This window comes from Haloferax sp. Atlit-109R (assembly GCF_003665865.1).
GTDB lineage: Archaea > Halobacteriota > Halobacteria > Halobacteriales > Haloferacaceae > Haloferax > Haloferax volcanii.
The window spans coordinates 705,316-724,338 of record NZ_QPLO01000002.1 but is presented as its reverse complement, the minus strand read 5'-3'; the positions used below and the strand labels follow the sequence as shown (position 1 = coordinate 724,338).

Sequence of the window (19,023 nt, the reverse complement as noted above, 5' to 3'; positions counted from 1 at the left end):
CGTCGAACGTGTTCGGGGCAACCGACTCGGTAGTCTCTCACGAGGTTCGACGCGTATGGCAGACACCACCCTCGACGTGCGCGACCTCCCACCGGCGGAGCGCCATCCGAAGATTCACGCCGCGTTCGACGACCTCGACGCCGGCGAGTCGCTGACGATTCTCAACGACCACGACCCGAAGCCGCTGTTCTACGAAATGCAGGCCGAAGTCGACGCGTTCGACGCCGACAACTACACGGTCGAACAACGCGCTCCCGACGAGTTCGCGGCGACGTTCCCGAAGCGGTAGCGCCGCGGCCGCGGGTCGCGGGTCGCGGCCGCGAGTCGTACTCGCTGTTCCGACCCGTCTCCGCCGTTTCTCCACTCTCGTCGAATATGTTCGGCGTCACCGGTAGGGCTTCGCGCCGCGCTAGTCCGCGTATGAGCGTCATTCCCGCCGATGTCGACACGGCCCGACAGCCCCCGATGACGATTCCGCTCCGGCACTTCGTCGTCGCGCTCGGCTTCCTCGCGGCCGCGGTGGGCCTCCGGGTCGCTCTCGCCGTCGGCGTCGCTCCCGGTGCCGCCCGACTCGCGCACGTCCACCTCCTGCTCGCGGGGTGGGTGTGCGTCACCATCATGGGCGCGATGACGCAGTTCGTCCCGGTCTGGTCCGGCGTCGAACTCTACTCCCGACGACTCGCGACCACGCAGTTGTGGGTCGTCAGCGTCGGTCTCGCCGGCCTCGCGGGATGCTTCCTCCTCGGGGCGTTCGCGTGGCTTCCCGTCTTCGGTGCCGTCGCGCTCCTCGGCTTCTGGACGTTCGCCTACAACGTCGCGCGCACGCTCTCCCGACTCGACGACTTCGACGTGACCGAGCGCCACTTCGGCCTCGCACTCGGCTTTCTCGCGGTCGTCACCGCGCTCGGCGTCCTGCTCGCGGTCGACTTCACGCGCCCGCTTTTCGCCGGTATCGGCGTGAGCCACGCGAGCGTCCGCGCGGCCCACGTCACGCTCGCCGTCTTCGGCGTCGTCGTGACGACCGTCGTCGGCGCGCTCTACCAACTCGCGACGATGTTCACCCAGACGAAGCTCCGCGGCGTCGACGTGTGGCTCCGCCGATTCGAGGAGGTCGGCTACCCCGTCGGTGTCGTCGCCCTCGCCGGTGGCCGACTCGCCTCCGACCCGACGCTCGCGCGGGTCGGCGGCGCGCTCGTCGCCCTCTCGCTTTTCGGCATCGCCGCGATTCTCGCCCGTCGCCTCGTCGAGTCGGCGGTCGATTGGACGCCCATGCTCACCCGGTACGCCGTCGCGGCCGTCGCGCTCGCCGGGTGGGCCGCCCTGACGCTCCCCGCGTGGCTCGCGGACCCGCTGGCGGGGGACCGACTGTTCGGCGCGCCGGGAACCGGGTCGCTGTTCCGGCTCGGCTTCGTCGGCTTCGTCGTGCTCGGGACGCTCTACCACGTCGTCCCCTTCATCGTCTGGGTCCACCGATACAGCGACCGCCTCGGCCTCGAACCCGTGCCGATGCTCGACGACCTCTACGACGCCCGCCTCGCCCGCCTCGATTTCGGTCTCGTCGTCTCGGGCGTCGCCGCCGTCGTCGCACGCGACCTCGCCGGACTCTCGTCAGTCTTCGAGACGGCGGGCTGGACGCTCGTGCTCGTCGGTGTCGCGGTGTTCGCCACGAACCTCCTGCGGGTTATCTGGCTTCACAGCCCGCAGTCGCTGGTCGGCGGCGCGGCCGCGTCGGCTGGCGGTGCGGACGACGGCGCTGACTGAGTCGGCGCGTCAGGGACGGTCTCGCACCAACTCACATCCCGAGCAGTTCGGGTGCAAGAAAGAGGAGTGCGAGCAGGCACGTCAGGACGAGAACCGCCGCGACACGCAGGATGCCGGCCGCTCGTCGTCGGTCCTCCGGGAGCGACTCCGCGATGCCGGACAGGGCGGTCCCGGCTATCATGAACAGTAGCCACCCGCCCGATAGGGACTGTTCCACGACTGCGTACTGCCAGTACAGACCCGAGAAGACGAGCGCGCCAGAGAGTTGGACGACTGGAAAGAGGCCGCCGGTGGGTTCGCTGAACAGGGTTTCGTCAACTATGGAGGGCATTGAACACGTCATCGCCCGCGAAGGTGAAAAGAGCACCTGCCTTCACCACCTCGGTCGCGCTCGCGCTGGCTCTCGTTCACATCCGGTCGCTTCCGGTCCCGCGTCCCCCGAACGCGTTCGGCCGCAGGCTTACCGACCGTGCGGTCGACGACTCACTCGTGATGCCAGAACACGCCGCGCTCGACGACCTCCCGCCGCAGATGCATGCGCCCGTCTTCGAGACCGACCGTCCGAAAACCGTCAGACTCCGCCTCGAAGCCGGCGACGAGGTGCCGGCGCACTCCCACCCCGGGTTCGCCATCGTCTTCCACGTCGTCACCGGCCGGATGGAACTCGCGCTCGACGGCGAGACGCACGAGGTTGCCGCGGGAGAGCTGCTGCGGTTCGGCGGCGACCGCGACATCTCGCCGCGCGCGCCGGTCGACAGCACCGCAGTGCTCGTGTTCGCCCCGGCTGTCGACGACTGAACCGCGGGGCCAACTCCCGCGGACGAACACCTGATTTACTCTGGCTCGCCCGACAGCCGCTTCAGTGCCGCTTCGAACTCCTCGGACAGCGAAACCGAATCCGGCTCGTCGCTGTCGCGCTCACCCGTCGATGACCCGGTATCGGGGACCGAGTCGTCCGTCTCCGCCTGCGCGTCAGCCGGGTCTATCGCGTCGAGCTCCGCGTTGATGGCGTCCGCCTGCTGGTGCATCGGCGCGACGCGGACTCGGACGCGGTCGTAGTCGTGACGGTCGTCGAGGCCGTTCCACGCCCGAAACGCGCCGACGGTGAGCGTCTTCGACTGCGGGCAAAACGGCGTCGTCGGCGTGAACTCCGCGACAAGCACCGACGGGTCGTCTCGATCCTCCGCGTAGCGGAACCCCGCGTCCGGGTGGCGGCGGTCGAGGTTCAGCCGCGCGAGGTTGTAGCCGAACGTCACGTCGTAGACGCCCCGCGCTTCGAACAGGTCGCGGGCGACCCGGTGGACGGCGACGTGGTCGTCGCCGTCGAGGACGCGGTGGCCGTCGAGGAAGGCGTCCGGGTCGGGCAGGTGTTCGGGAACGAACTGGTCGATATCGTCGAAGCGGTCGGCCCGCGACCCGCCGCCGAACAGGGACGGAATGTCTGGCATAGTCCGAAGTGGGGTCGCCACGGGCGTAGGCCCACCCCCGAACACGTTCAATTCACTGTTCGCCGCTGGCGCTCGTCGCGGTCGTGGCACGAGTCGATGGTGCTTGGTGCTGTCAAAGCTCGTCGTCGCGGGGCGGGGGCTACTGATGTGGACGGGCCAACGAGTGGCACAGACAGCCCGGACACGGTTCGGAGCGCAGGTCACCGAAATATCGCCACGACGGAGACGGCTCCGGACGCACTCATCTCCGATTTATCAATCGCTGAAGCCGGTCGCGAACGTCGTCCGCGGAGTCGTAAATCTCGTTGTCGACCGAGGCGAGCACCTCGTGGATGGGCTTCGCCCCGCCTTGCGTTTCGACCTCGTAGTCGCCGTAGTTCTCGACGAGTTGCTCCGTCGTGGTCGGATAGTCCTGAATTTCAAGCGCATCGTCGAGGTCACCGAGCTGCTCCCCGGGGGCGGGTTCGTCGGCGCGGTCACGCGCCTCTTGGAGCGCTCGTTCGCGCTGGCGCTGTTCTTCGTTGGCCGCTTGCTTGTTTCGGCCCTGTTTGTCGTCTGGCATCCTTGGCACTTCGAAAGCGAACGGGATAATGCTGTGGCCGATTCTCGGTAGTCGCTTCCGACACGCGGGTTCTGTTAGCTCCGGCGGGGGTCAACAGCGTCAGGGGAACCCCGGTCAGTCCGGGGACGACCGGTCGGTGCCGGCGCTCCGTTGCGGTCGGAACGGTCGAGTACACGATGGATGCCAACCGTCCTCAGAGTAGCTTTATTTTCGGCCCGATACGGTACACCACTTGCGGAACGATGCGTTCTCACCAATCGCTCGAAATCCTCGTCGTGGCTATCCTCTACATCTGCGTGTTTGTGATAGTCGTCGGACCTGCGCTTGATTCGATAGCCGGCTTGGAAACGCTCTCGATGGATGCTCCGAGAGGCGTTGAACGCACGTGGGACTTAGTCTCGAAGCCACAGGGCTGGATACTCTGTCTCGGCTACGTTCCAGTTCATTTCGCGTACCTGTTCGTCCGCGCACGACTCGCCGGTGAATCGGTCGATTCCTACTGGGAGTAGTGCTCCGATACCTTTCCGAGATTTACAGACGTGAACTCCCACGGCAGCGACGTTGACGCGCCGAACTCACCCGCTAAGCGTTGCACGCGTGTGTTCTCAACACCGAGAGGTTTCGACAGAGACGGGCGAAAAACAGCGATCAATGGTTGCCAGTCGGTGCAACGGCGCTACTGCGGGTCAGGGTCGGGGTCGAATATCTCGGGGTCTTCCGGCCCCTCGGCGCGGACGACCGCCATACAGCCCTTGCGGACGACGCGGGACAGCGAGTGGTCGACGAGCTTGAAGTCGCCGGGGACGGGCGAACTCATCGTCGCGATGGTCGTGCTCCCCGGCGGCACCTGTCGCGTCTGGATGTGGGTCTGCGGCTCGGTCGTCAGCGACCCCTCGGGGTAGAGCGTCTCCCAGACGCTTCCGATGGGGTGGAAGCTACTGGAGAGGTTCGGCCCCCCGTCGACGAAGTACACCCGGACCGTCTCGTCGAGGCCGACCGTCGCGGCCGGCCCCCGGCCGTTGGGCGTCCACGCGTACTTCTCGCCGTTCATGAGGACGTACGTCGGCTCCTCGTTCCGCATGGCCTCGTAGTCGAAGGCGTGTTGGCCCTCCTCGCCGGCGTCCTTGTCGGTGTAGAGTTCGTGCTGGCCGAGGTATATCTCGTGGTCGACCTCGGGCATCCCCTCCGGCGGTTCGACGAGGATGAGCCCGAACATCCCGGCGCTGATGTGCATGTCCATGTTCGGCACGGCGCAGTGGTAGATGTACGCCCCTGGGTAGGTCGCCTTGAACCGCAGGTGCGCCGTCTCGCCGGGGTTCGTCATCGTCGCCTCCGCGCCACCGCCGGGACCGGCGACCGCGTGGAAGTCGACGTTGTGCGGCATGGTGTTCTCCTCGGGGTTCTCGAACGTCACGTTCACCGTGTCGCCCTGCCGGACGCGGACGAGCGGGCCGGGAACCTGCCCGTTGTACGTTGTGTAGGTGAACGTCACGCCGTCTTCTACCTCGGCGGTCACTTCCTCCGGCCGGAGCGTCACGTCGACCTCGGCGGGCTCGCTCCGGTCGATGGGACCGGGGATGTCCGTCGGGTCGGCCGCGACTTGGTCCACCAGGTTCGTCGAACCCTGTTGTGTCGGTTCCTCCGTCTCGTCGAGCGACTGCGCGGCGGTCGGCGATTTCGTCGCACAGCCGGCGAGCGATGCGACGCCGCCGAGTCCGAGCCACTGGAGCGTCCGCCGCCGAGTCGTGGATAGCATCTGTGTCTCCCTCCGGTTGAATCGAGTGCCCGGATACTGGTATAAACGGACACTGGTTGTCCGGGTTGGAGACGCGCTCCGAACATCTTCGCGAACCGTACCACGCCGTGAGACGCGGAGAGGCGCGGTCGCTAACGAGCGCGCGAATCCCGAGCAGACGAACGGGGGTTCAGTCGCCGCCGACGAAGCGGTCGCGGCGGTACCGACACTGCTCGCAGAAGAACTGCGCGAGCCCCGCCGGCTGCGTGCCGGTGAAGGCCATCTCGGAGCCGCAGTCGGGACACCATTCGGAGTGGGTGGTATTCGTGTGGTCTGAACTCATACCACGTACAAACGCATGGGGTATTATTACATTAACGATTATGCCAAATTAGGCGCGACCGATACGTTTCGGGTCGAAAACGGTGCCGCTCCCGGTGCTGACGAGGGGCACGCAGGAGGGGTGTCGGAGACCGCGCCGACTCAGGGCTCCCAAATCGCGGTGACGACGCCCTCGTCGCGCTCGGCGGAACAGTAGGCGAATCCCCGGTCGTCGAGCTTCGGGTAGAGGAACTTCGGCTCGCGGTCGTTAAGCTGGACGAATACGGTTTCGCCGTCGAGGTCGGTGAGGCGGTTCATCGTCTCCGTGAGCGGTTCCGGCGGCGGCAGCTCCCGCACGTCGAGGAAATCCACCGCTCGCTCGGTCGGTGCGTCGAGTCCGTCGAGGTACGCCTCGCGGTCCATATGCGTGTCGTGGGGGCGACAGCGCAGGAAGCTCACCCCGAACGTGTTCGATTCGGTTTCCCCGGCCAGTCGGCCGAACACGTTCGGGGCGTGGCTCACCTTCCGCGACGCCGAACCGCACGACGAGAGCCATGTCTCGACCGCCACACGTCGACACCGACGCCGACGCCGAAGCCAACGCCGACGCGGGAAGTGACGCCGGCGCGCCGCCGACTGCGACCGCCCCGCCGGACCCGTCGAGCATCGACACCTCGCGGCGGCCGTTCGTCCTCATCTGGGAGGTCACGCAGGCGTGCGACCTCGCGTGCGACCACTGCCGGGCGGACGCGACGCCCGCGCGACACCCCGACGAACTGACCACCGCCGAAGGAAAACGCCTGCTCGACCAGGCCCGCGAGTTCGGCCCGGGCCAACTCGTCGTCCTCTCCGGCGGCGACCCGCTGGCGCGCTCGGACCTCGCGGAGCTCGTCGAGTACGGAACCGACCTCGGCCTCCGGATGACGCTCACCCCGAGCGGAACGTCGTCGCTGACGCCCGAGACGGTCGCAGACCTCGTCGACGCGGGCGTCAGGCGCATGGCGCTCAGCCTCGACGGCGCGACCGCGGCGTCACACGACGCCTTCCGAGGAGAAGACGGGAGCTTCGACCAGACCGTCGCGGCCGCCCGCGCCGCCCGCGAGGCCGGTCTCCCGCTCCAGATAAACACGACCGTCTGCGCCCAGACGGTCGACGAACTCCCCGTGCTCTGCGACCTCGTGGCCGACCTCGGCGCGGTCCTCTGGTCCGTGTTCTTCCTCGTCCCCGTCGGGCGCGGGCGCGTCCTCGACCCGATTTCCCCCGAGCGCGCCGAGCGCGTCATGGAGTGGCTGACCGAGGTGAGCGAGGACGCCCCCTTCGGCGTCAAGACGACCGAAGCGCCCCATTACCGGCGGGTCGCTATCCAGCGCCGGCGGGACGCGAGCGACGCGCCCCCGACCGACGGCATCGGCCGCCGGCTCGGCATCACCGCGGGCGACGGCTTCGCCTTCGTCAGCCACACCGGCGACCTGTTCCCGTCGGGGTTCCTCCCGGCGACCGCCGGCAACGTCCGCGACGGCGGACTCGTCGAACGATACCGCGAGAGCGACCTCTTCCGGTCGCTCCGGGACCGCGACGCCCTCGGCGGGAAGTGCGGCGCGTGCGAGTTCCGCCACGTCTGCGGCGGCAGTCGCTCGCGGGCCTACGCACACACCGGCGACCCGCTGGCGAGCGACCCGCTCTGTGCGTACGTGCCCGACGGCTACGACGGCCCGATGCCCGCGACTCGGTCGGCGGGCGACTGACGCCTCGGAATAGCGGTCCGCGGGAGTCAACCCGAACACGTTCGGGACAATCGCTTGCATCCGTCGCCGCCGAGGTACAGCCGATGACGCGCGACACCAACCTCACGAGACGGCGTTTTACGGCACTGACTGCGACGGCGGCGCTGTCGACGGCGCTCGCCGGCTGTTCCGGCTCCGGCGGCGACGCCGCGAACGCGGCCGAGGCGGACGACGGCGGCGAGACGACCGCCGAATCGACCGCGGAGCCGACGACCGACTCCGGCGAGACGACCGGCGCGGAGAGCGGGTCCGGCGGCGGGAGCGCCCCGCAGTTCGACGGCTGGTTCGACAACGTCGGCAACTACGACGGCGTCGTCGACGAGACGGGAAGTTCGACGGTGACGGTGACAGTGGGTGCGCAGGCCAACGGCGGGGGGTTCGGCTTTGGCCCGGCCGCCGTGCGCGTCTCTCCGGGCACCACGGTCGTCTGGGAGTGGAACGGCAAGGGCGGCTCCCACAACGTCGCCGCCGCCGACGGCTCCTTCGAATCGGAGTTGGCGGGCAGTAGCGGCCACACGTTCGAACACACGTTCGAGGCGGCCGGGACGTACACTTACGCCTGTACGCCCCACGAGACGGTCGGGATGAAGGGCGCAATCGTCGTCGAGTAGCGTCCGCCCGCGCCGTTTTTCGGACTGTTTTCGCCCGTTGTCGGTCGGTTCGCACCTCCCGCGAACTTCTTCTCCCAGTGCGCCGAATCTCTCGTATGCCTCGGTCCTCGGTCCTCGCCGCCGCGCGTCGTCGCCCGTCGCTCACGTTCGCCCTCGCGGCCGGCGCGTTCGCGCTCTGGTACGTGCTCGCTGAGCCGGTGGTCGCGTTGCTGACCGGCGGCGACCGGGCCGTCCCCTCCGGACCGATGGCGGTGCTCGTCGCCGGGGGGTTTCTCGGCGGCGGCCTGCTCGCCAGCCTGCTCTGGCGGCGACTCGGCGGGCCGACCTCCCGACCCCGCGGCGCGCTCGTCGGCGGCCTCGTCGGGTTGCTCGCGCTCCCGGTCCCGATGTACCTGCTCGAACTCGCGGTGGTCGTGATGGAGGGGAGCCCGTTCGAAGCGCCGGTCGGGATGGGGCCGGTTGCGGCGCTCGCGAGGAGCGTTGCCCTGTTTCTCGTCGTCCCGCTGTTCCTCGGGGCGCTGGGCGTGATTGCGACGCTCGGCGGGACGGTCGTCGTCGGGGCCGCGACGGGGCTGGTGCTCGCGTGGGAGTGAGTCGGCAGTCCGATGTCGGCGAAAAACAGAGACGGTGAATCAGTCGTCGGTTGCGCTGTTGTGCATCCGTTATCTGATGAGGTGGTGTGACACGGACAGAGGCTGTATGCAGTAATTCGCTATCCTTTGTTTCGCACCGAAGTGAGTGAATAGACCGAGGAAATCACGTGCGAGTTGGTCATCCGAGCGAACTGGGGGTCAGCGTGTTACCGAGAACGTATAGTGGTATTCCAAGCAGAACCCCGATAACGCCAAATGCAATGAATACGAGTGCTGCTGGTCCTCGCACTCGCTCTGTCATTGGAATTGAGTTGACTAACGCAAGCACATATACCGAGAACACGAGTAGATGAGAGAGAATAATCGGCTTACGACTACTCTGCCGAGAAACATAACCCACAGGGAACATTGCTGCGAGTGGAAGGGACAAGTATAGCGAAATCTCGATACTATTGGAACCGAGGAGACGAAGAACTGCAGAGAATTGAAGTCCATTCGCAGCAAGGAGAGCGACCACAACTCCCGCCAGCGATGCAAGCCAACATCCGATGGCAGAGCAGTATGGGTATCGCTGATGTACAAACGAAAATAATCCAAGCGTAAAGTAGACACCTCCAACTGAGAACAGCCACGGGGTTGAATCTCTAATGAGAGGGACCAAAGAAGGATACAGTGGGTGTCCGAGGAAGTAGGCACCAATCACAAACACAGCGACACCAATTCGATTACTGTCGATATTTCGGTTTTGTAGCAACCTCCTCAGCAAACGCTGTATTGTATAGAAAGACCCAGTAACGATAGCAGCCGGAAATACGACGAGCCAGATTAGATTAGTAAGAACCACATCCATGAATTGGATTACTAACAAATATTTGATAAGTTTTGTGGGGATGTCTATCGCTTCGTATCTCGTCAGATGAGAGCTGGCCAGTGCCCGACTCGCGCGCTCTATGCAGCACGACTCCGACAAATATCAGAAAATACGAGGTTCGACAGAGCCTCGCCCGTTAGTCGTCGCCCAAGATACCCTCAGCGACCGCCATATCGTCGACGCTCGGGTCGTCGGCGGACTGCCGGAGGACGAACCGCTTTCTGACGAGGTCGGCCGCGTAGATGACCGTCCCGAGGATGATGAGGGTGTCGCCGGGGAGCCGCGCCCAGAACAGCGTCTGAATCAGCGGCTGGTCGTAGAAGGCGACGCTCCGGGCGGCGGCGTAGCTCCCGGTGAACGCCGTCTCCAGCTGGAGGAAGCCGACCGGGAGGACGGAGACGAACACCATCAACACGAGGCCGACGTTCCAACACCAGAAGGCGGCGCGCAGCCACGAGCCGTCCCAGCGCTCGGGGTCGATGGAGAGCTGGAGCATGTAGGTGACCATGCCGAGCGCGAGGAAGCCGAACGCGCCGAACATCGCGGCGTGGGCGTGGCCGACCGTCAGGTACGTCCCGTGTTCGTAGTAGTTGATGAGCGGGAGGTTGATGAAGAAGCCGAGCACGCCCGCGCCGACGAAGTTCCAGACGCCGCTGGCGACGATGAACATGAACGGCAGGCGGTACGGGAACGACTCGCCCGACATCGCGCGGTACTGCCCGAGCGCCTCGTAGAGGATGAACACCAGCGGGATGAGTTCGAGCGTCGAGAAGACGCTCCCGATGGGCACCCACATGTCGGGCATGCCGACCCACCAGTAGTGGTGCGAGACGCCGATGATGCCCGTCCCCATGACGAGCAGCGCCTGGAGCATGACGGCCTTCTCTGCGCTCCGGCGGGACAGCAGGTTCATCGACACCAGCGTCAGGCCGACGATGGCGACGATGAAGAACTCGAACGCCCCCTCGACCCACATGTGGACGACCCACCAGCGCCAGAACTCCGTGACGGCGATGTTCGTCTCGGGGGTAAAGAGGAAGCCCGCGGTGAACAGGAGGGCGATGGAGCCGCCGGCGTACAGAATCATGTGCGCCAGTCCGTACGGCGGTTCCTTGTCGAGAAGCGGTTTCAGGCCGCGGACGGCCAGTCCCGCCCAGATGAGGAAGCCGGCGAGGATACCGAACTGCCAGAGCTTCCCGACTTCGAGGTATTCGAGCCCCTCGTTGCCGAGAATCCACCACAGCGAGCCGTCGATGTAGCCGTTCGCGCCCAGCCAGATGCCCGACAGGCCGCCGACCACGACGACGACGATAGCGCCGAGGAGGACGTTGATGTACCTCGACTGCTTCGGCGGTTCGTAGCCGGTCAGAAGCGGCGGGAGGAACAGCCCCGCGCCGAGCCACGTCGCGGCTATCCAGAGGATACCGAGGTCGATGTGCCACGTCTTGGCGATGGCGAACGGGAGCAGTTGCAGGATGGGCACGCCGAATAGCGACTCGATGCCGAAGAAGCCGGCGCGCTCGATGTAGAAGTGCGCGAGCAGACCGCCCAACAGCACCTGCGCCAAGAACAACCCGGCGGCGACCGGGACGAACCGGAGCGCCGCCCGCTGGCTCGGGAAGACGCTCACGTCGCCCGGTTCGGGCACCGTGATGTTCTCGGCCGACGGCTCGGGGAGTTCGACCGACTTGTACAGCCAGATGCCGAGGCCCGCCCCCGCGACGAGAAGCACCATGGCGACGACGCTCCACGTCATCGAGGCGGCGGTGGCGTCGTTCCCCGCGCCGGGCTGGTACGGCCAGTCGTTCGTGTACGAGTGGGTGCCGTCGGGGCGGTCGGTGTGCGAGAACCACGCCGTCCACATGGCGAAGTCCGCGAACGCCCGCGCCTCCTCCTCGGAGTCGATCATGTTCACGGGCACGCCGCGCTCGTGGTCGCCCTCGTGGTAGCGCTCGACGTACTCCTGTCGAACCTGCTCGTGGGCGTAGACCTCGGCCGCGGTGTACCGAATCGCGCCGCCCTCGTAGCTGTCGTCGAGGTCGGATTTCACCACGTCGGCGACGGCCGCTTGGTCTGCGGAGTCGAGTTCGTCGTAGGGTTCACCGTAGCGCTCTTGGGCGTAGTAGTTCCGCATGAACCCGACTTTCAAATCCAGCGCGTCGGCGGTGTAGTCCGCGCCGTAGTACGCGCCGTTGCCCAGTATCGACCCGTGGTTCATCAGGCCGTCTTTCTGGAACACCGTCTTGCCCTCTCGAATCACGTCGCCGTTGGCGACGACGTCACCGTCGGGTCCGACCACCTCGTCGGGGATGGGTGGGGCCTCCTGATAGGCGAACCACGCGCCCGCACCCATCACGACGAGGTTGAAGACGAACACGACGACGATTGCCTTCGCGATGGTCTTGCGTTGTATCTCCATACACGTCGTGGTTCACACGCCTGCAATAGGCTCTACACGCCGCTTCCCGGCCTCGCACAGCTCGGACGAACATGTTCGGATGGTCGCTCTTTGAGCCGGACGCCGTTCCTCGAAGCGTAATGACGACCGATTCGCGACCCGCGGCCCACGACCACGACACGCCCGACACGGCGACCGACCGCGTCCACGACACCTCGTGGTCCGCGAACCTCGAACTCCCGCGACACGCCGCCGACCGCGACCTCGTCGTTGCGGAGGCGGTCGCCGCGGTCGAACACACGACCGCCGGCCACCACGTCAACCTCGTCACCCACGGCGACCACGGCCACCCGGAGACGTACCTGTACGACGCGCTCGCGGAACGGTTCGAGGGCGTGGCGTACGAGTACGTCGAACAGTGCGGCTGCGGCGGGCACGTGACGCGGGTGTACGTGGAGTAGTCTCGGTCTCGTGCTCGAACGTCGAGACCGGTGTCTACACTCGCGGCGAGCCGGTGTCTAGCTCCCCCGACGAGTCCGGGGTTTCAGCGGTTCCGTCGCCGGCATCCGTTCCGGCGAAGAAGTCGAACGCCAGTTCGCCGTCGAGGACGTGCGTGTGCTCGAACGCCCCCGTCTCGACGAGTTCCACGGTACTATCGACGACGAGTCTGCGGGCCGAGTCCGGCCATTCGGTGACCGCGAGGTTGATGAACGCGGTCTCGTCGGCGAGCTCGCCGAACCGGTGGACCTCGAAGACCGTGGCCGTATCGTCTCGGAACAGCGACACAGACGGGTGGGGCTCGTGGCCTCCCTCGAACGGCCCTCGGAGTGAGAGTTTCGGCGGAGACCCGTCGCCGTCCGGTGCCACGAACCGCTGTGTGAGCGACCGGAGTTCGGTGTCGTCTGTATGCGAAATCGAGACGGCGAGCGGTCTCGGAAGGGGGCCGGACGTGGGGTCGACGCCCACGGTGGCGAGGTCTCCGTCGTCTCCGGCCCCGTCGAATTCGAGGTATTTTCCCCTGTCTCGGGGGTTGTCGTCGGTCTCGACTACCGGGTCCGTGCGTTCGGTTTGCGGGCCGAGAGAGCTACATCCTGCGGTCAGGGTGGAGGCTGCGATCAGGGCGGACGCGAGAAACGCGCGACGGCGCATACGTAGCAACACACCGGAGTCAGTAACAATGTTCTGGACCGATGACACGCGCTGTGAGTGCTTCGGCAGCGTCCCGGTTCTGTTCGCTGTCGTCCGGTCACAACCGCGGCACACCGCCAACCGCGACCTGGTTGTTGCGGAGGCGGTCGCCGCGCTCGCGTCGATGCTGTACCTATTTATCGGGGAACGCGGATGACTCTCCTATGGCCTCGCAACTCGTTTTGGCCCTGCTGGCAGGCGTCTTCGCCGGAGCCCTGTTCGGCCTCATAGAAACACCGATTCCGGCCCCGCCCGACCTCGCCGGGATACTGGGTATCGTCGGCATCTACCTCGGATACAAGGGCGTCCAGCGGTTGGGGTTCCACGTCGATATCTCGGGGGTGCTCGCGTCGCTGTTCTGAGCGCGCAGTTCGAGAAAGACGGTTCGGTCCGACACTGAACTGAAACCCCCCGACTCCTCCCGCGGACGAGTTACTCCGACTTCCCCTTCGGATACGTCTCACCCGCCGACTCGCCGCCCTCGCCCTTGAGCCACATGAACGCGCCGAACAGCGCGGGCGACGCCAGCATCGCGCCGAACGTCCCGGCCAGCGCGATGCCGCCGAGGCGCTCGGTCCCGGGGTCACCGAACGGTTCGGCCACCTGCGCGTTCGACCCGCCCTCGTCGTCGGTGACGGCGACTGCCCCTTTCATGCCGAGCGTCTTGTGCGGCGTGCAGGCGTAGGTGTACGTCCCGGCCTCCTCGAAGGTGTGTTCGAACGTGTGGTCGCCGGCGCTGACGAGGTCGGATTCGAAGCTCCCGTCCTCGGTGGCGACGTTGTGCGACCCGCCCTCGCCGGTCCACGTCCACGCGACGGTCGTCCCCTTCGAGACGCGAATCGCCGCGGGGCCGAAGCCGAACGCCCCGCCGTTGGCCTGCGACCCGACCTCGACCGTCACGCGCTGGAGGCCGGTCTGCGCCTCCACGCCGTCGAAGTTCGAGGTGTTTTCGAACCACGCGTCGAGGTCCGCGTCTCCCTCGCCGGCGCTCTCGGTGGACTCCGACTCGCCCTCGCCGGCCGAGTCGGTCGAGTCGGCTGCCTCGGTCGCGGTCGCGCCGCCGACGTCGCCGACGACGATTGCACCCTTCATGCCGAGCGTCTTGTGCGGCGTGCAGACGTAGGTGTAGACGCCGGTCGAATCGAACGTCCGCTCGAACGTGTGGCCGCTGTCGCCGACGAGGTCGGACTCGAAGCTCCCGTCCTCGGCGGCGACGTTGTGCGACCCGCCCTTCCCGGACCACTCCCAAACGACGGTCGTTCCGGGGTCGACGCGCACGGCGGCCGGGCCGAACCCGAACGCCCCGCCGTTGGCCTGTGACCCCACCGTCACCGTCACCGTCGAGCGTCCCGTCTCGTCCACCACCCCGTCGTAGTTCGAGGTCTGTGCGAACCACGAGTCGAGGTCGGACCCCGACTGCGCTCGTGCGGAATCGGTGACGCCTCCCAGCGCGGTCGTAGAGACGGCCGCGCCGCCGAGGAGTCGAAGTACGGTTCGCCGGCCGAGCGTCGGAGATGTGGTGTCGTTCGAACTCATGATTGAGGATGGCGAGGCGGTGGACCCGCCCCGCTCGACACTCGACGGTTGGGGGTCCGGTGAAAAGCCCGTCTCGGTGGTTCTCGAACCGCGGCCGGAAGCCGAACATGTTCGGAACTATCTTTGTGCGGCGGGGACGACTTCGTTTCACTACCGATGCCCCGGGCAACACTCTCCATCACGCTCCCCGAGCAGGTCTGGGTCTCCGACCTCTCGGGCCGCTATCCGGACGCCGAGTTCACCGTGCTCGCGGCGATGCCGGCCGACGAGACGGGCGTCGGCCTCGTCGAGATACGAGCGGCCGACATCGAACCCGTCGTCACCACCATCGACGAGTACGAGTCGGTCGTCTCGGTGACGATTCTCGAAGCGCAGCCGGAGCGCGCGCTCGTGCAGTTCGAGACGACCGAGCCGCTGTTGATTCTCACGCTCAGCGAGGTGGGCATCCCGCTGGAACTGCCCATCACCATCGTCGACGGCGAGGTGACAGTCGAGGTGACCGCGCCGCGGGAGAACCTCTCGGAGTTGGGCGAACAGCTCACGCAGTTCGGCATCCCGTTCGACCTCGTCTCCATCCACCAGTCGATAGACACGGAGTCGCTTCTCACCGACGACCAGTACGACCTCCTCGAAACGGCCGTCTCCGAGGGCTACTACGACACGCCGAGGACGTGCACGCTCACCGAACTCGCCGAGGCCGTGGGGCTGGCGAAGTCGACGACGAGCGAGAAGCTCCACCGGGCGGAGGGCAAAGTGATGAAGGCGTTTCTCGCGCGGGACGACGCGACGGTCGGGTAGGTCTCAGTCGTCGGCTTGGTCGCTGACGGCCGACCACATCGTCGAGAGCTGGTCCGAGGCCGACCGCGACGGCGACGACACCGAAAGCGAGAGGTCGCCGGGTTCGCGCGTCACGACGACCTCCTCGAAGCCGAGCGCGTAGCGGGCGGCGTCGCGGCCGCGGTCGCGTTTTTCGAGGAGCCCCGCCTCGACCATCTGTTCGAGCTTTCGGTACACCGTCGACCGCGGGAGGTCGCACGCGGCGGCGATGTCCGAGGCGGTCATCGGCCCGTCGAGCCGCCTGAGGACCGCCCGACACTGCGGGCTGGTGAGGGCGGCGAACACCGTCTCGAAGTCCGGTTCGAGCGCGTCTGAGAGTGGATTGGTCGACATCTGCGTGAGAGTGGATTGCTCGGCGGCGACCCGCGCGCCGTCGGTTCGATTCCCGATACACCTCCGGGGCGTATGAAAGTCGTGGGGCACCAGCGTCGGTGCGGTCGAACCGATGGCCGTCGATTCTGACTGGTACGCCCGACTCGACTGTTTTCCCGCCCGGTACGTATCGACCATGCCGAACATGTTCGGTGAAATCCTGTGCGTCGGGAACCGGCGAGACCGTATTCCATACCCCCGGACAACGACCGACCGTAATGCGAAACTACGTCGGTGCACCCGGTTCGACGGTATCGCGTCGCGAATTCCTCGCCGCAACGGGAAGCGTCGGAGCGCTCGGCCTCGCGGGGTGCGCCGCGCCCACGAACGATGACGGCAACGCCGCCGTCGGCACGGACGAGACGACGGTCGCCCAGACGAGCGAGTCGAGTCTGCCGTACACCAGTCCGCCGGAGGTCGTGCAGGTGGACGAACAGGGCGGGCAGGTCACCCTCAAGAGCGCGCCGGCGCGCCACGCGGCCCACCCCCTCGAAACGATGGGCGGGCCGGTCGAACTCCCGCAGGTGTGGGCGTTCAGCGCCGACGACGGCGAGCCGAGCGTCCCCGGGCCGATTCTCCGGACGACCGAGGGCAACGACATGGAGGTCACGCTGGACAACACCGACGGGATGCGCCCGCACACGGTCCACTTCCACGGCGTGCGCAAGGCCTGGAAGGACGACGGCGTGCCGACGACGACGGGCATCCGAGTCGACCCCGGCGAGAAACACACCTACACCATCCCGGCGAACGTGCCCGGAACGCACCTCTACCACTGTCACTACCAGACCCACCGGCACATCGAGATGGGGATGTACGGCATCCTCCGCGTCGACCCGAAGGGGTACGAGCCGGCCGACCGGGAGTACTTCATGACCGTCCGCGACTGGGACTCGCGGCTCCCCCGGCAGATGGCCGGCGAGAACGTGACGTACGACCCCCGGGACCGGAAGCCGGACGTGTTCACCGTCAACGGGAAGAGCGCGCCGCGGACGCTCCACCCCGAAGACGGCTCGCCCATCATCGTCGAGCAGGGCGACACCGTCCGGGTCCACTACGTCAACGCGGGCTACATGAGCCACCCGATGCACATCCACAACCACCGCTTCCAGGTCGTCGAGAAGGACGGCGGCGTCGTCCCCGAGGCCGCCCGCCACGACATGGACGTGACGAACATCGCGCCCGCGGAGCGCCACACCATCGAGTTCACGGCGGACGCCCAACCCGGTATCTACCTCATGCACTGCCACAAGGTCAACCACGTCATGAACGGGGGCTTCTACCCCGGCGGCATGCTGAGCGGCGTCGTCTACAAGGAGGCGATGGACACCGACATCTTCGCGAGCCTGATGGAGTACGCCGGCTACGAGGGATGAACGACGTACCCTCGTGTCGTCGGAGCCGGTAAGCAGGTCGCCCGCTTGTCGGTCCCCCGTTTCCGACCCGCCCGTCACAACTGTTATTAACCAGTTGTATCACTAGCTAATCAATGGCGTCGACACAGCTCCAACACGCCCGAGCGGGAACCGTCACCCCGGCGATGAAACGGGTCGCAGCGCGCGAGAACCGCGACCCCGAGTTCGTCAGGGAGCAGGTCGCCGAGGGGCAGGCGGTCGTCCCCGCGAACCGCAATCACGACTCGCTGGACCCGATGGTTATCGGCCGCGAGTTCGCCACGAAAGTCAACGCGAACATCGGCAACAGCGAGACGACGAGCGACCTCACCGAGGAGTTGGAGAAACTCCACACCGCGGTCCACTACGGCGCGGACACGGTGATGGACCTCTCGACGGGGTCGAACCTCGACGAGATACGCGAGGCGAACGTCGCGTACTCGCCGGTCCCCATCGGCACCGTCCCCATCTACGAGGCGGTCAAGCGCGTCGACAGCCCCGAAGACATCACCCGCGACCTGCTCCTCGACATCATCGAGAAACAGGCCGAACAGGGCGTCGACTACATGACGATTCACGCGGGCGTGCTGATGGAGCACCTCCCGCTTACCGACGGCCGGAAGACGGGCATCGTCTCCCGCGGCGGCTCTATCCTCGCCCAGTGGATGGAAGAACACGGCGAGCAGAACCCCCTGTACGTCGCGTTCGAGGACATCTGCGATATCTTCGCTGAGCACGACGTGACGTTCTCGCTCGGCGACGGCCTCCGACCCGGCTGTCTGGCCGACGCCGGCGACGACGCGCAGTTCGCCGAACTCGACACGCTGGGCGAACTCACGCGGACCGCGTGGGACCACGGCGTGCAGGTGATGGTCGAGGGACCCGGCCACGTCCCGATGGACCAGATTGCCGAGAACGTCGAGCGCCAGCGGGAAGTCTGCGACGGCGCGCCGTTCTACGTGCTCGGGCCGCTCGTCACCGACGTGGCTCCGGGCTACGACCACATCACGAGCGCCATCGGCGCGACCGAGGCGGGACGCGCCGGCGCGGCGATGCTGTGTTACGTCACGCCCAAGGAACACCTCGGCCTCCCCGACCGCGAGGACGTGCGCGAGGGGCTCGCGGCCTACCGAATCGCCGCCCACGCGGCCGACGTGGCGAACGACCTCCCCGGCGCGCGCGACTGGGACGACGCGCTCTCGGAGGCCCGCTACGAGTTCGACTGGGCGCGGCAGTTCGACCTCGCGCTCGACCCCGAGCGGGCGCGGTCGTACCACGACCAGACGCTCCCCGGCGACAACTACAAGGAGGCGCGCTTCTGCTCGATGTGCGGCGTCGAGTTCTGCTCGATGCGCATCGACCAGGACGCGCGCGAGGCCGACGGCGAGATGGAGACAATCGAGTCCGCGACCGACCTCGACGCGTCGCCCGCGGCCGACGCGAACCTCCCGCCGGTCGGCGCGCACGACACCGACCGCGTCCCCGACGAAATCGAAATCGGCGGCGTCACGTTCACGCCCGAGTCCGCCCACGGCGACGACTGACGACCCGCCGCGTCCGCGGCCCGCCGACCAACCGACTCCGCGGGCAATCGACCGAACCCACCGCGCGA

23 protein-coding genes are annotated in these 19,023 nt (G+C 66.8%); 13 read left to right on the top strand and 10 right to left on the bottom strand.

Annotated features, from left to right (window positions below):
- Positions 1-55: 55 nt before the first annotated feature.
- Together DVK03_RS12330 and DVK03_RS12325 are read left to right on the top strand one after the other, a co-directional pair.
- Positions 56-289, top strand: coding sequence for a DUF2249 domain-containing protein (locus DVK03_RS12330; protein ID WP_004062753.1), 234 nt, complete (start codon positions 56-58; stop codon positions 287-289).
- A gap of 131 nt (positions 290-420) precedes the next feature.
- The gene (locus DVK03_RS12325; protein ID WP_115803074.1) at positions 421-1,761 is read left to right on the top strand and encodes a hypothetical protein; all 1,341 of its coding nucleotides are present in this window, start codon (positions 421-423) and stop codon (positions 1,759-1,761) included.
- Positions 1,762-1,792: 31 nt separating this feature from the next.
- Here DVK03_RS12325 and DVK03_RS12320 read toward each other — a convergent pair whose 3' ends face one another.
- Positions 1,793-2,092 carry a hypothetical protein gene (locus tag DVK03_RS12320; protein WP_115803073.1) on the bottom strand — a complete coding sequence of 100 codons (300 nt, stop codon included), beginning with the start codon at positions 2,090-2,092 and terminating at the stop codon, positions 1,793-1,795.
- Positions 2,093-2,253: 161 nt separating this feature from the next.
- On the opposite strand from DVK03_RS12320, the gene DVK03_RS12315 reads away from it, so the two are divergent.
- Positions 2,254-2,559, top strand: a complete 306-nt coding sequence (locus DVK03_RS12315; RefSeq protein ID WP_115803072.1) for a cupin domain-containing protein — start codon at positions 2,254-2,256, stop codon at positions 2,557-2,559.
- A 35-nt stretch (positions 2,560-2,594) separates the two neighbouring features.
- Here the strand turns inward: DVK03_RS12315 and DVK03_RS12310 are convergent, their stop codons facing one another.
- Together DVK03_RS12310 and DVK03_RS12305 are read right to left on the bottom strand one after the other, a co-directional pair.
- Complete coding sequence (locus tag DVK03_RS12310; protein ID WP_115803071.1) at positions 2,595-3,209, bottom strand: hypothetical protein; 615 nt, start codon at positions 3,207-3,209, stop codon at positions 2,595-2,597.
- Positions 3,210-3,450: 241 nt separating this feature from the next.
- Positions 3,451-3,771: a hypothetical protein gene (locus DVK03_RS12305; RefSeq protein ID WP_115803070.1), complete on the bottom strand. Its 321-nt coding sequence runs from the start codon at positions 3,769-3,771 to the stop codon at positions 3,451-3,453.
- A gap of 242 nt (positions 3,772-4,013) precedes the next feature.
- On the opposite strand from DVK03_RS12305, the gene DVK03_RS12300 reads away from it, so the two are divergent.
- A complete protein-coding gene (locus DVK03_RS12300; protein ID WP_115803069.1) occupies positions 4,014-4,280 on the top strand; it encodes a hypothetical protein in 267 nt (88 codons plus the stop codon).
- A 167-nt stretch (positions 4,281-4,447) separates the two neighbouring features.
- On the opposite strand, the gene nirK is transcribed toward DVK03_RS12300, so the two are convergent.
- From nirK to DVK03_RS12290, 3 genes are all read right to left on the bottom strand, one after another.
- A complete protein-coding gene (nirK, locus tag DVK03_RS12295; protein WP_008605605.1) occupies positions 4,448-5,527 on the bottom strand; it encodes a copper-containing nitrite reductase in 1,080 nt (359 codons plus the stop codon).
- Between the two features lie 169 nt (positions 5,528-5,696).
- On the bottom strand, positions 5,697-5,849 hold the full coding sequence (locus DVK03_RS19825) for an HVO_2142 family zinc finger protein (RefSeq protein WP_155821732.1): 153 nt from the start codon (positions 5,847-5,849) through the stop codon (positions 5,697-5,699).
- A 140-nt stretch (positions 5,850-5,989) separates the two neighbouring features.
- On the bottom strand, positions 5,990-6,349 hold the full coding sequence (locus DVK03_RS12290; RefSeq protein WP_004042025.1) for a DUF2249 domain-containing protein: 360 nt from the start codon (positions 6,347-6,349) through the stop codon (positions 5,990-5,992).
- A 32-nt stretch (positions 6,350-6,381) separates the two neighbouring features.
- On the opposite strand from DVK03_RS12290, the gene DVK03_RS12285 reads away from it, so the two are divergent.
- The 3 genes from DVK03_RS12285 to DVK03_RS12275 all read left to right on the top strand — a co-directional run bounded on the left by DVK03_RS12285 (position 6,382) and on the right by DVK03_RS12275 (position 8,815).
- Positions 6,382-7,572, top strand: a complete 1,191-nt coding sequence (locus DVK03_RS12285; RefSeq protein WP_115803068.1) for a TIGR04053 family radical SAM/SPASM domain-containing protein — start codon at positions 6,382-6,384, stop codon at positions 7,570-7,572.
- An 83-nt stretch (positions 7,573-7,655) separates the two neighbouring features.
- The gene (locus tag DVK03_RS12280) at positions 7,656-8,222 is read left to right on the top strand and encodes a halocyanin domain-containing protein (protein ID WP_115803067.1); all 567 of its coding nucleotides are present in this window, start codon (positions 7,656-7,658) and stop codon (positions 8,220-8,222) included.
- A 95-nt stretch (positions 8,223-8,317) separates the two neighbouring features.
- Positions 8,318-8,815 carry a hypothetical protein gene (locus DVK03_RS12275; protein WP_115803066.1) on the top strand — a complete coding sequence of 166 codons (498 nt, stop codon included), beginning with the start codon at positions 8,318-8,320 and terminating at the stop codon, positions 8,813-8,815.
- A 1,007-nt stretch (positions 8,816-9,822) separates the two neighbouring features.
- Here DVK03_RS12275 and DVK03_RS12270 read toward each other — a convergent pair.
- The gene (locus tag DVK03_RS12270) at positions 9,823-12,105 is read right to left on the bottom strand and encodes a nitric-oxide reductase large subunit (RefSeq protein WP_115803065.1); all 2,283 of its coding nucleotides are present in this window, start codon (positions 12,103-12,105) and stop codon (positions 9,823-9,825) included.
- A 119-nt stretch (positions 12,106-12,224) separates the two neighbouring features.
- Between DVK03_RS12270 and DVK03_RS12265 the strand changes: the two genes are divergently transcribed.
- Complete coding sequence (locus DVK03_RS12265; RefSeq protein ID WP_115803064.1) at positions 12,225-12,545, top strand: CGCGG family rSAM-modified RiPP protein; 321 nt, start codon at positions 12,225-12,227, stop codon at positions 12,543-12,545.
- Positions 12,546-12,579: 34 nt separating this feature from the next.
- Here the strand turns inward: DVK03_RS12265 and DVK03_RS12260 are convergent, their stop codons facing one another.
- Positions 12,580-13,233, bottom strand: a complete 654-nt coding sequence (locus DVK03_RS12260) for a hypothetical protein (RefSeq protein WP_115803063.1) — start codon at positions 13,231-13,233, stop codon at positions 12,580-12,582.
- A 28-nt stretch (positions 13,234-13,261) separates the two neighbouring features.
- Between DVK03_RS12260 and DVK03_RS19820 the strand changes: the two genes are divergently transcribed.
- Both DVK03_RS19820 and DVK03_RS12255 read left to right on the top strand, forming a co-directional pair.
- A complete protein-coding gene (locus tag DVK03_RS19820) occupies positions 13,262-13,429 on the top strand; it encodes a hypothetical protein (protein ID WP_158599086.1) in 168 nt (55 codons plus the stop codon).
- A gap of 7 nt (positions 13,430-13,436) precedes the next feature.
- Entirely contained in the window at positions 13,437-13,634 is a 198-nt protein-coding gene (locus tag DVK03_RS12255; protein WP_004062737.1) for a XapX domain-containing protein, read from the top strand.
- Positions 13,635-13,704: 70 nt separating this feature from the next.
- Here DVK03_RS12255 and DVK03_RS12250 read toward each other — a convergent pair whose 3' ends face one another.
- Positions 13,705-14,808, bottom strand: coding sequence for a halocyanin domain-containing protein (locus DVK03_RS12250; protein WP_115803062.1), 1,104 nt, complete (start codon positions 14,806-14,808; stop codon positions 13,705-13,707).
- Positions 14,809-14,964: 156 nt separating this feature from the next.
- On the opposite strand from DVK03_RS12250, the gene DVK03_RS12245 reads away from it, so the two are divergent.
- Entirely contained in the window at positions 14,965-15,606 is a 642-nt protein-coding gene (locus DVK03_RS12245; RefSeq protein WP_004042034.1) for a helix-turn-helix domain-containing protein, read from the top strand.
- A 3-nt stretch (positions 15,607-15,609) separates the two neighbouring features.
- Here the strand turns inward: DVK03_RS12245 and DVK03_RS12240 are convergent, their stop codons facing one another.
- On the bottom strand, positions 15,610-15,978 hold the full coding sequence (locus DVK03_RS12240) for a helix-turn-helix domain-containing protein (RefSeq protein WP_049914811.1): 369 nt from the start codon (positions 15,976-15,978) through the stop codon (positions 15,610-15,612).
- Positions 15,979-16,235: 257 nt separating this feature from the next.
- On the opposite strand from DVK03_RS12240, the gene DVK03_RS12235 reads away from it, so the two are divergent.
- Together DVK03_RS12235 and thiC are read left to right on the top strand one after the other, a co-directional pair.
- Positions 16,236-17,393 carry a multicopper oxidase domain-containing protein gene (locus DVK03_RS12235; protein WP_004042036.1) on the top strand — a complete coding sequence of 386 codons (1,158 nt, stop codon included), beginning with the start codon at positions 16,236-16,238 and terminating at the stop codon, positions 17,391-17,393.
- Between the two features lie 113 nt (positions 17,394-17,506).
- The gene (thiC, locus tag DVK03_RS12230; RefSeq protein ID WP_013035563.1) at positions 17,507-18,955 is read left to right on the top strand and encodes a phosphomethylpyrimidine synthase ThiC; all 1,449 of its coding nucleotides are present in this window, start codon (positions 17,507-17,509) and stop codon (positions 18,953-18,955) included.
- Positions 18,956-19,023: the final 68 nt, after the last annotated feature.

Excerpts from the sequence above, each read along its gene's own strand:
- DVK03_RS12330 (WP_004062753.1), top strand. The coding sequence starts at position 56 with ATGGCAGACACCACCCTCGACGTGCGCGACCTCCCACCGGCGGAGCGC.
- DVK03_RS12325 (WP_115803074.1), top strand. The coding sequence starts at position 421 with ATGAGCGTCATTCCCGCCGATGTCGACACGGCCCGACAGCCCCCGATG.
- DVK03_RS12320 (WP_115803073.1), bottom strand. The coding sequence starts at position 2,092 with ATGCCCTCCATAGTTGACGAAACCCTGTTCAGCGAACCCACCGGCGGC.
- DVK03_RS12315 (WP_115803072.1), top strand. The coding sequence starts at position 2,254 with ATGCCAGAACACGCCGCGCTCGACGACCTCCCGCCGCAGATGCATGCG.
- DVK03_RS12310 (WP_115803071.1), bottom strand. The coding sequence starts at position 3,209 with ATGCCAGACATTCCGTCCCTGTTCGGCGGCGGGTCGCGGGCCGACCGC.
- DVK03_RS12305 (WP_115803070.1), bottom strand. The coding sequence starts at position 3,771 with ATGCCAGACGACAAACAGGGCCGAAACAAGCAAGCGGCCAACGAAGAA.
- DVK03_RS12300 (WP_115803069.1), top strand. The coding sequence starts at position 4,014 with ATGCGTTCTCACCAATCGCTCGAAATCCTCGTCGTGGCTATCCTCTAC.
- nirK (WP_008605605.1), bottom strand. The coding sequence starts at position 5,527 with ATGCTATCCACGACTCGGCGGCGGACGCTCCAGTGGCTCGGACTCGGC.
- DVK03_RS19825 (WP_155821732.1), bottom strand. The coding sequence starts at position 5,849 with ATGAGTTCAGACCACACGAATACCACCCACTCCGAATGGTGTCCCGAC.
- DVK03_RS12285 (WP_115803068.1), top strand. The coding sequence starts at position 6,382 with ATGTCTCGACCGCCACACGTCGACACCGACGCCGACGCCGAAGCCAAC.
- DVK03_RS12280 (WP_115803067.1), top strand. The coding sequence starts at position 7,656 with ATGACGCGCGACACCAACCTCACGAGACGGCGTTTTACGGCACTGACT.
- DVK03_RS12275 (WP_115803066.1), top strand. The coding sequence starts at position 8,318 with ATGCCTCGGTCCTCGGTCCTCGCCGCCGCGCGTCGTCGCCCGTCGCTC.
- DVK03_RS12270 (WP_115803065.1), bottom strand. The coding sequence starts at position 12,105 with ATGGAGATACAACGCAAGACCATCGCGAAGGCAATCGTCGTCGTGTTC.
- DVK03_RS12265 (WP_115803064.1), top strand. The coding sequence starts at position 12,225 with ATGACGACCGATTCGCGACCCGCGGCCCACGACCACGACACGCCCGAC.
- DVK03_RS12260 (WP_115803063.1), bottom strand. The coding sequence starts at position 13,233 with ATGCGCCGTCGCGCGTTTCTCGCGTCCGCCCTGATCGCAGCCTCCACC.
- DVK03_RS19820 (WP_158599086.1), top strand. The coding sequence starts at position 13,262 with ATGTTCTGGACCGATGACACGCGCTGTGAGTGCTTCGGCAGCGTCCCG.
- DVK03_RS12255 (WP_004062737.1), top strand. The coding sequence starts at position 13,437 with ATGGCCTCGCAACTCGTTTTGGCCCTGCTGGCAGGCGTCTTCGCCGGA.
- DVK03_RS12250 (WP_115803062.1), bottom strand. The coding sequence starts at position 14,808 with ATGAGTTCGAACGACACCACATCTCCGACGCTCGGCCGGCGAACCGTA.
- DVK03_RS12245 (WP_004042034.1), top strand. The coding sequence starts at position 14,965 with ATGCCCCGGGCAACACTCTCCATCACGCTCCCCGAGCAGGTCTGGGTC.
- DVK03_RS12240 (WP_049914811.1), bottom strand. The coding sequence starts at position 15,978 with ATGTCGACCAATCCACTCTCAGACGCGCTCGAACCGGACTTCGAGACG.
- DVK03_RS12235 (WP_004042036.1), top strand. The coding sequence starts at position 16,236 with ATGCGAAACTACGTCGGTGCACCCGGTTCGACGGTATCGCGTCGCGAA.
- thiC (WP_013035563.1), top strand. The coding sequence starts at position 17,507 with ATGGCGTCGACACAGCTCCAACACGCCCGAGCGGGAACCGTCACCCCG.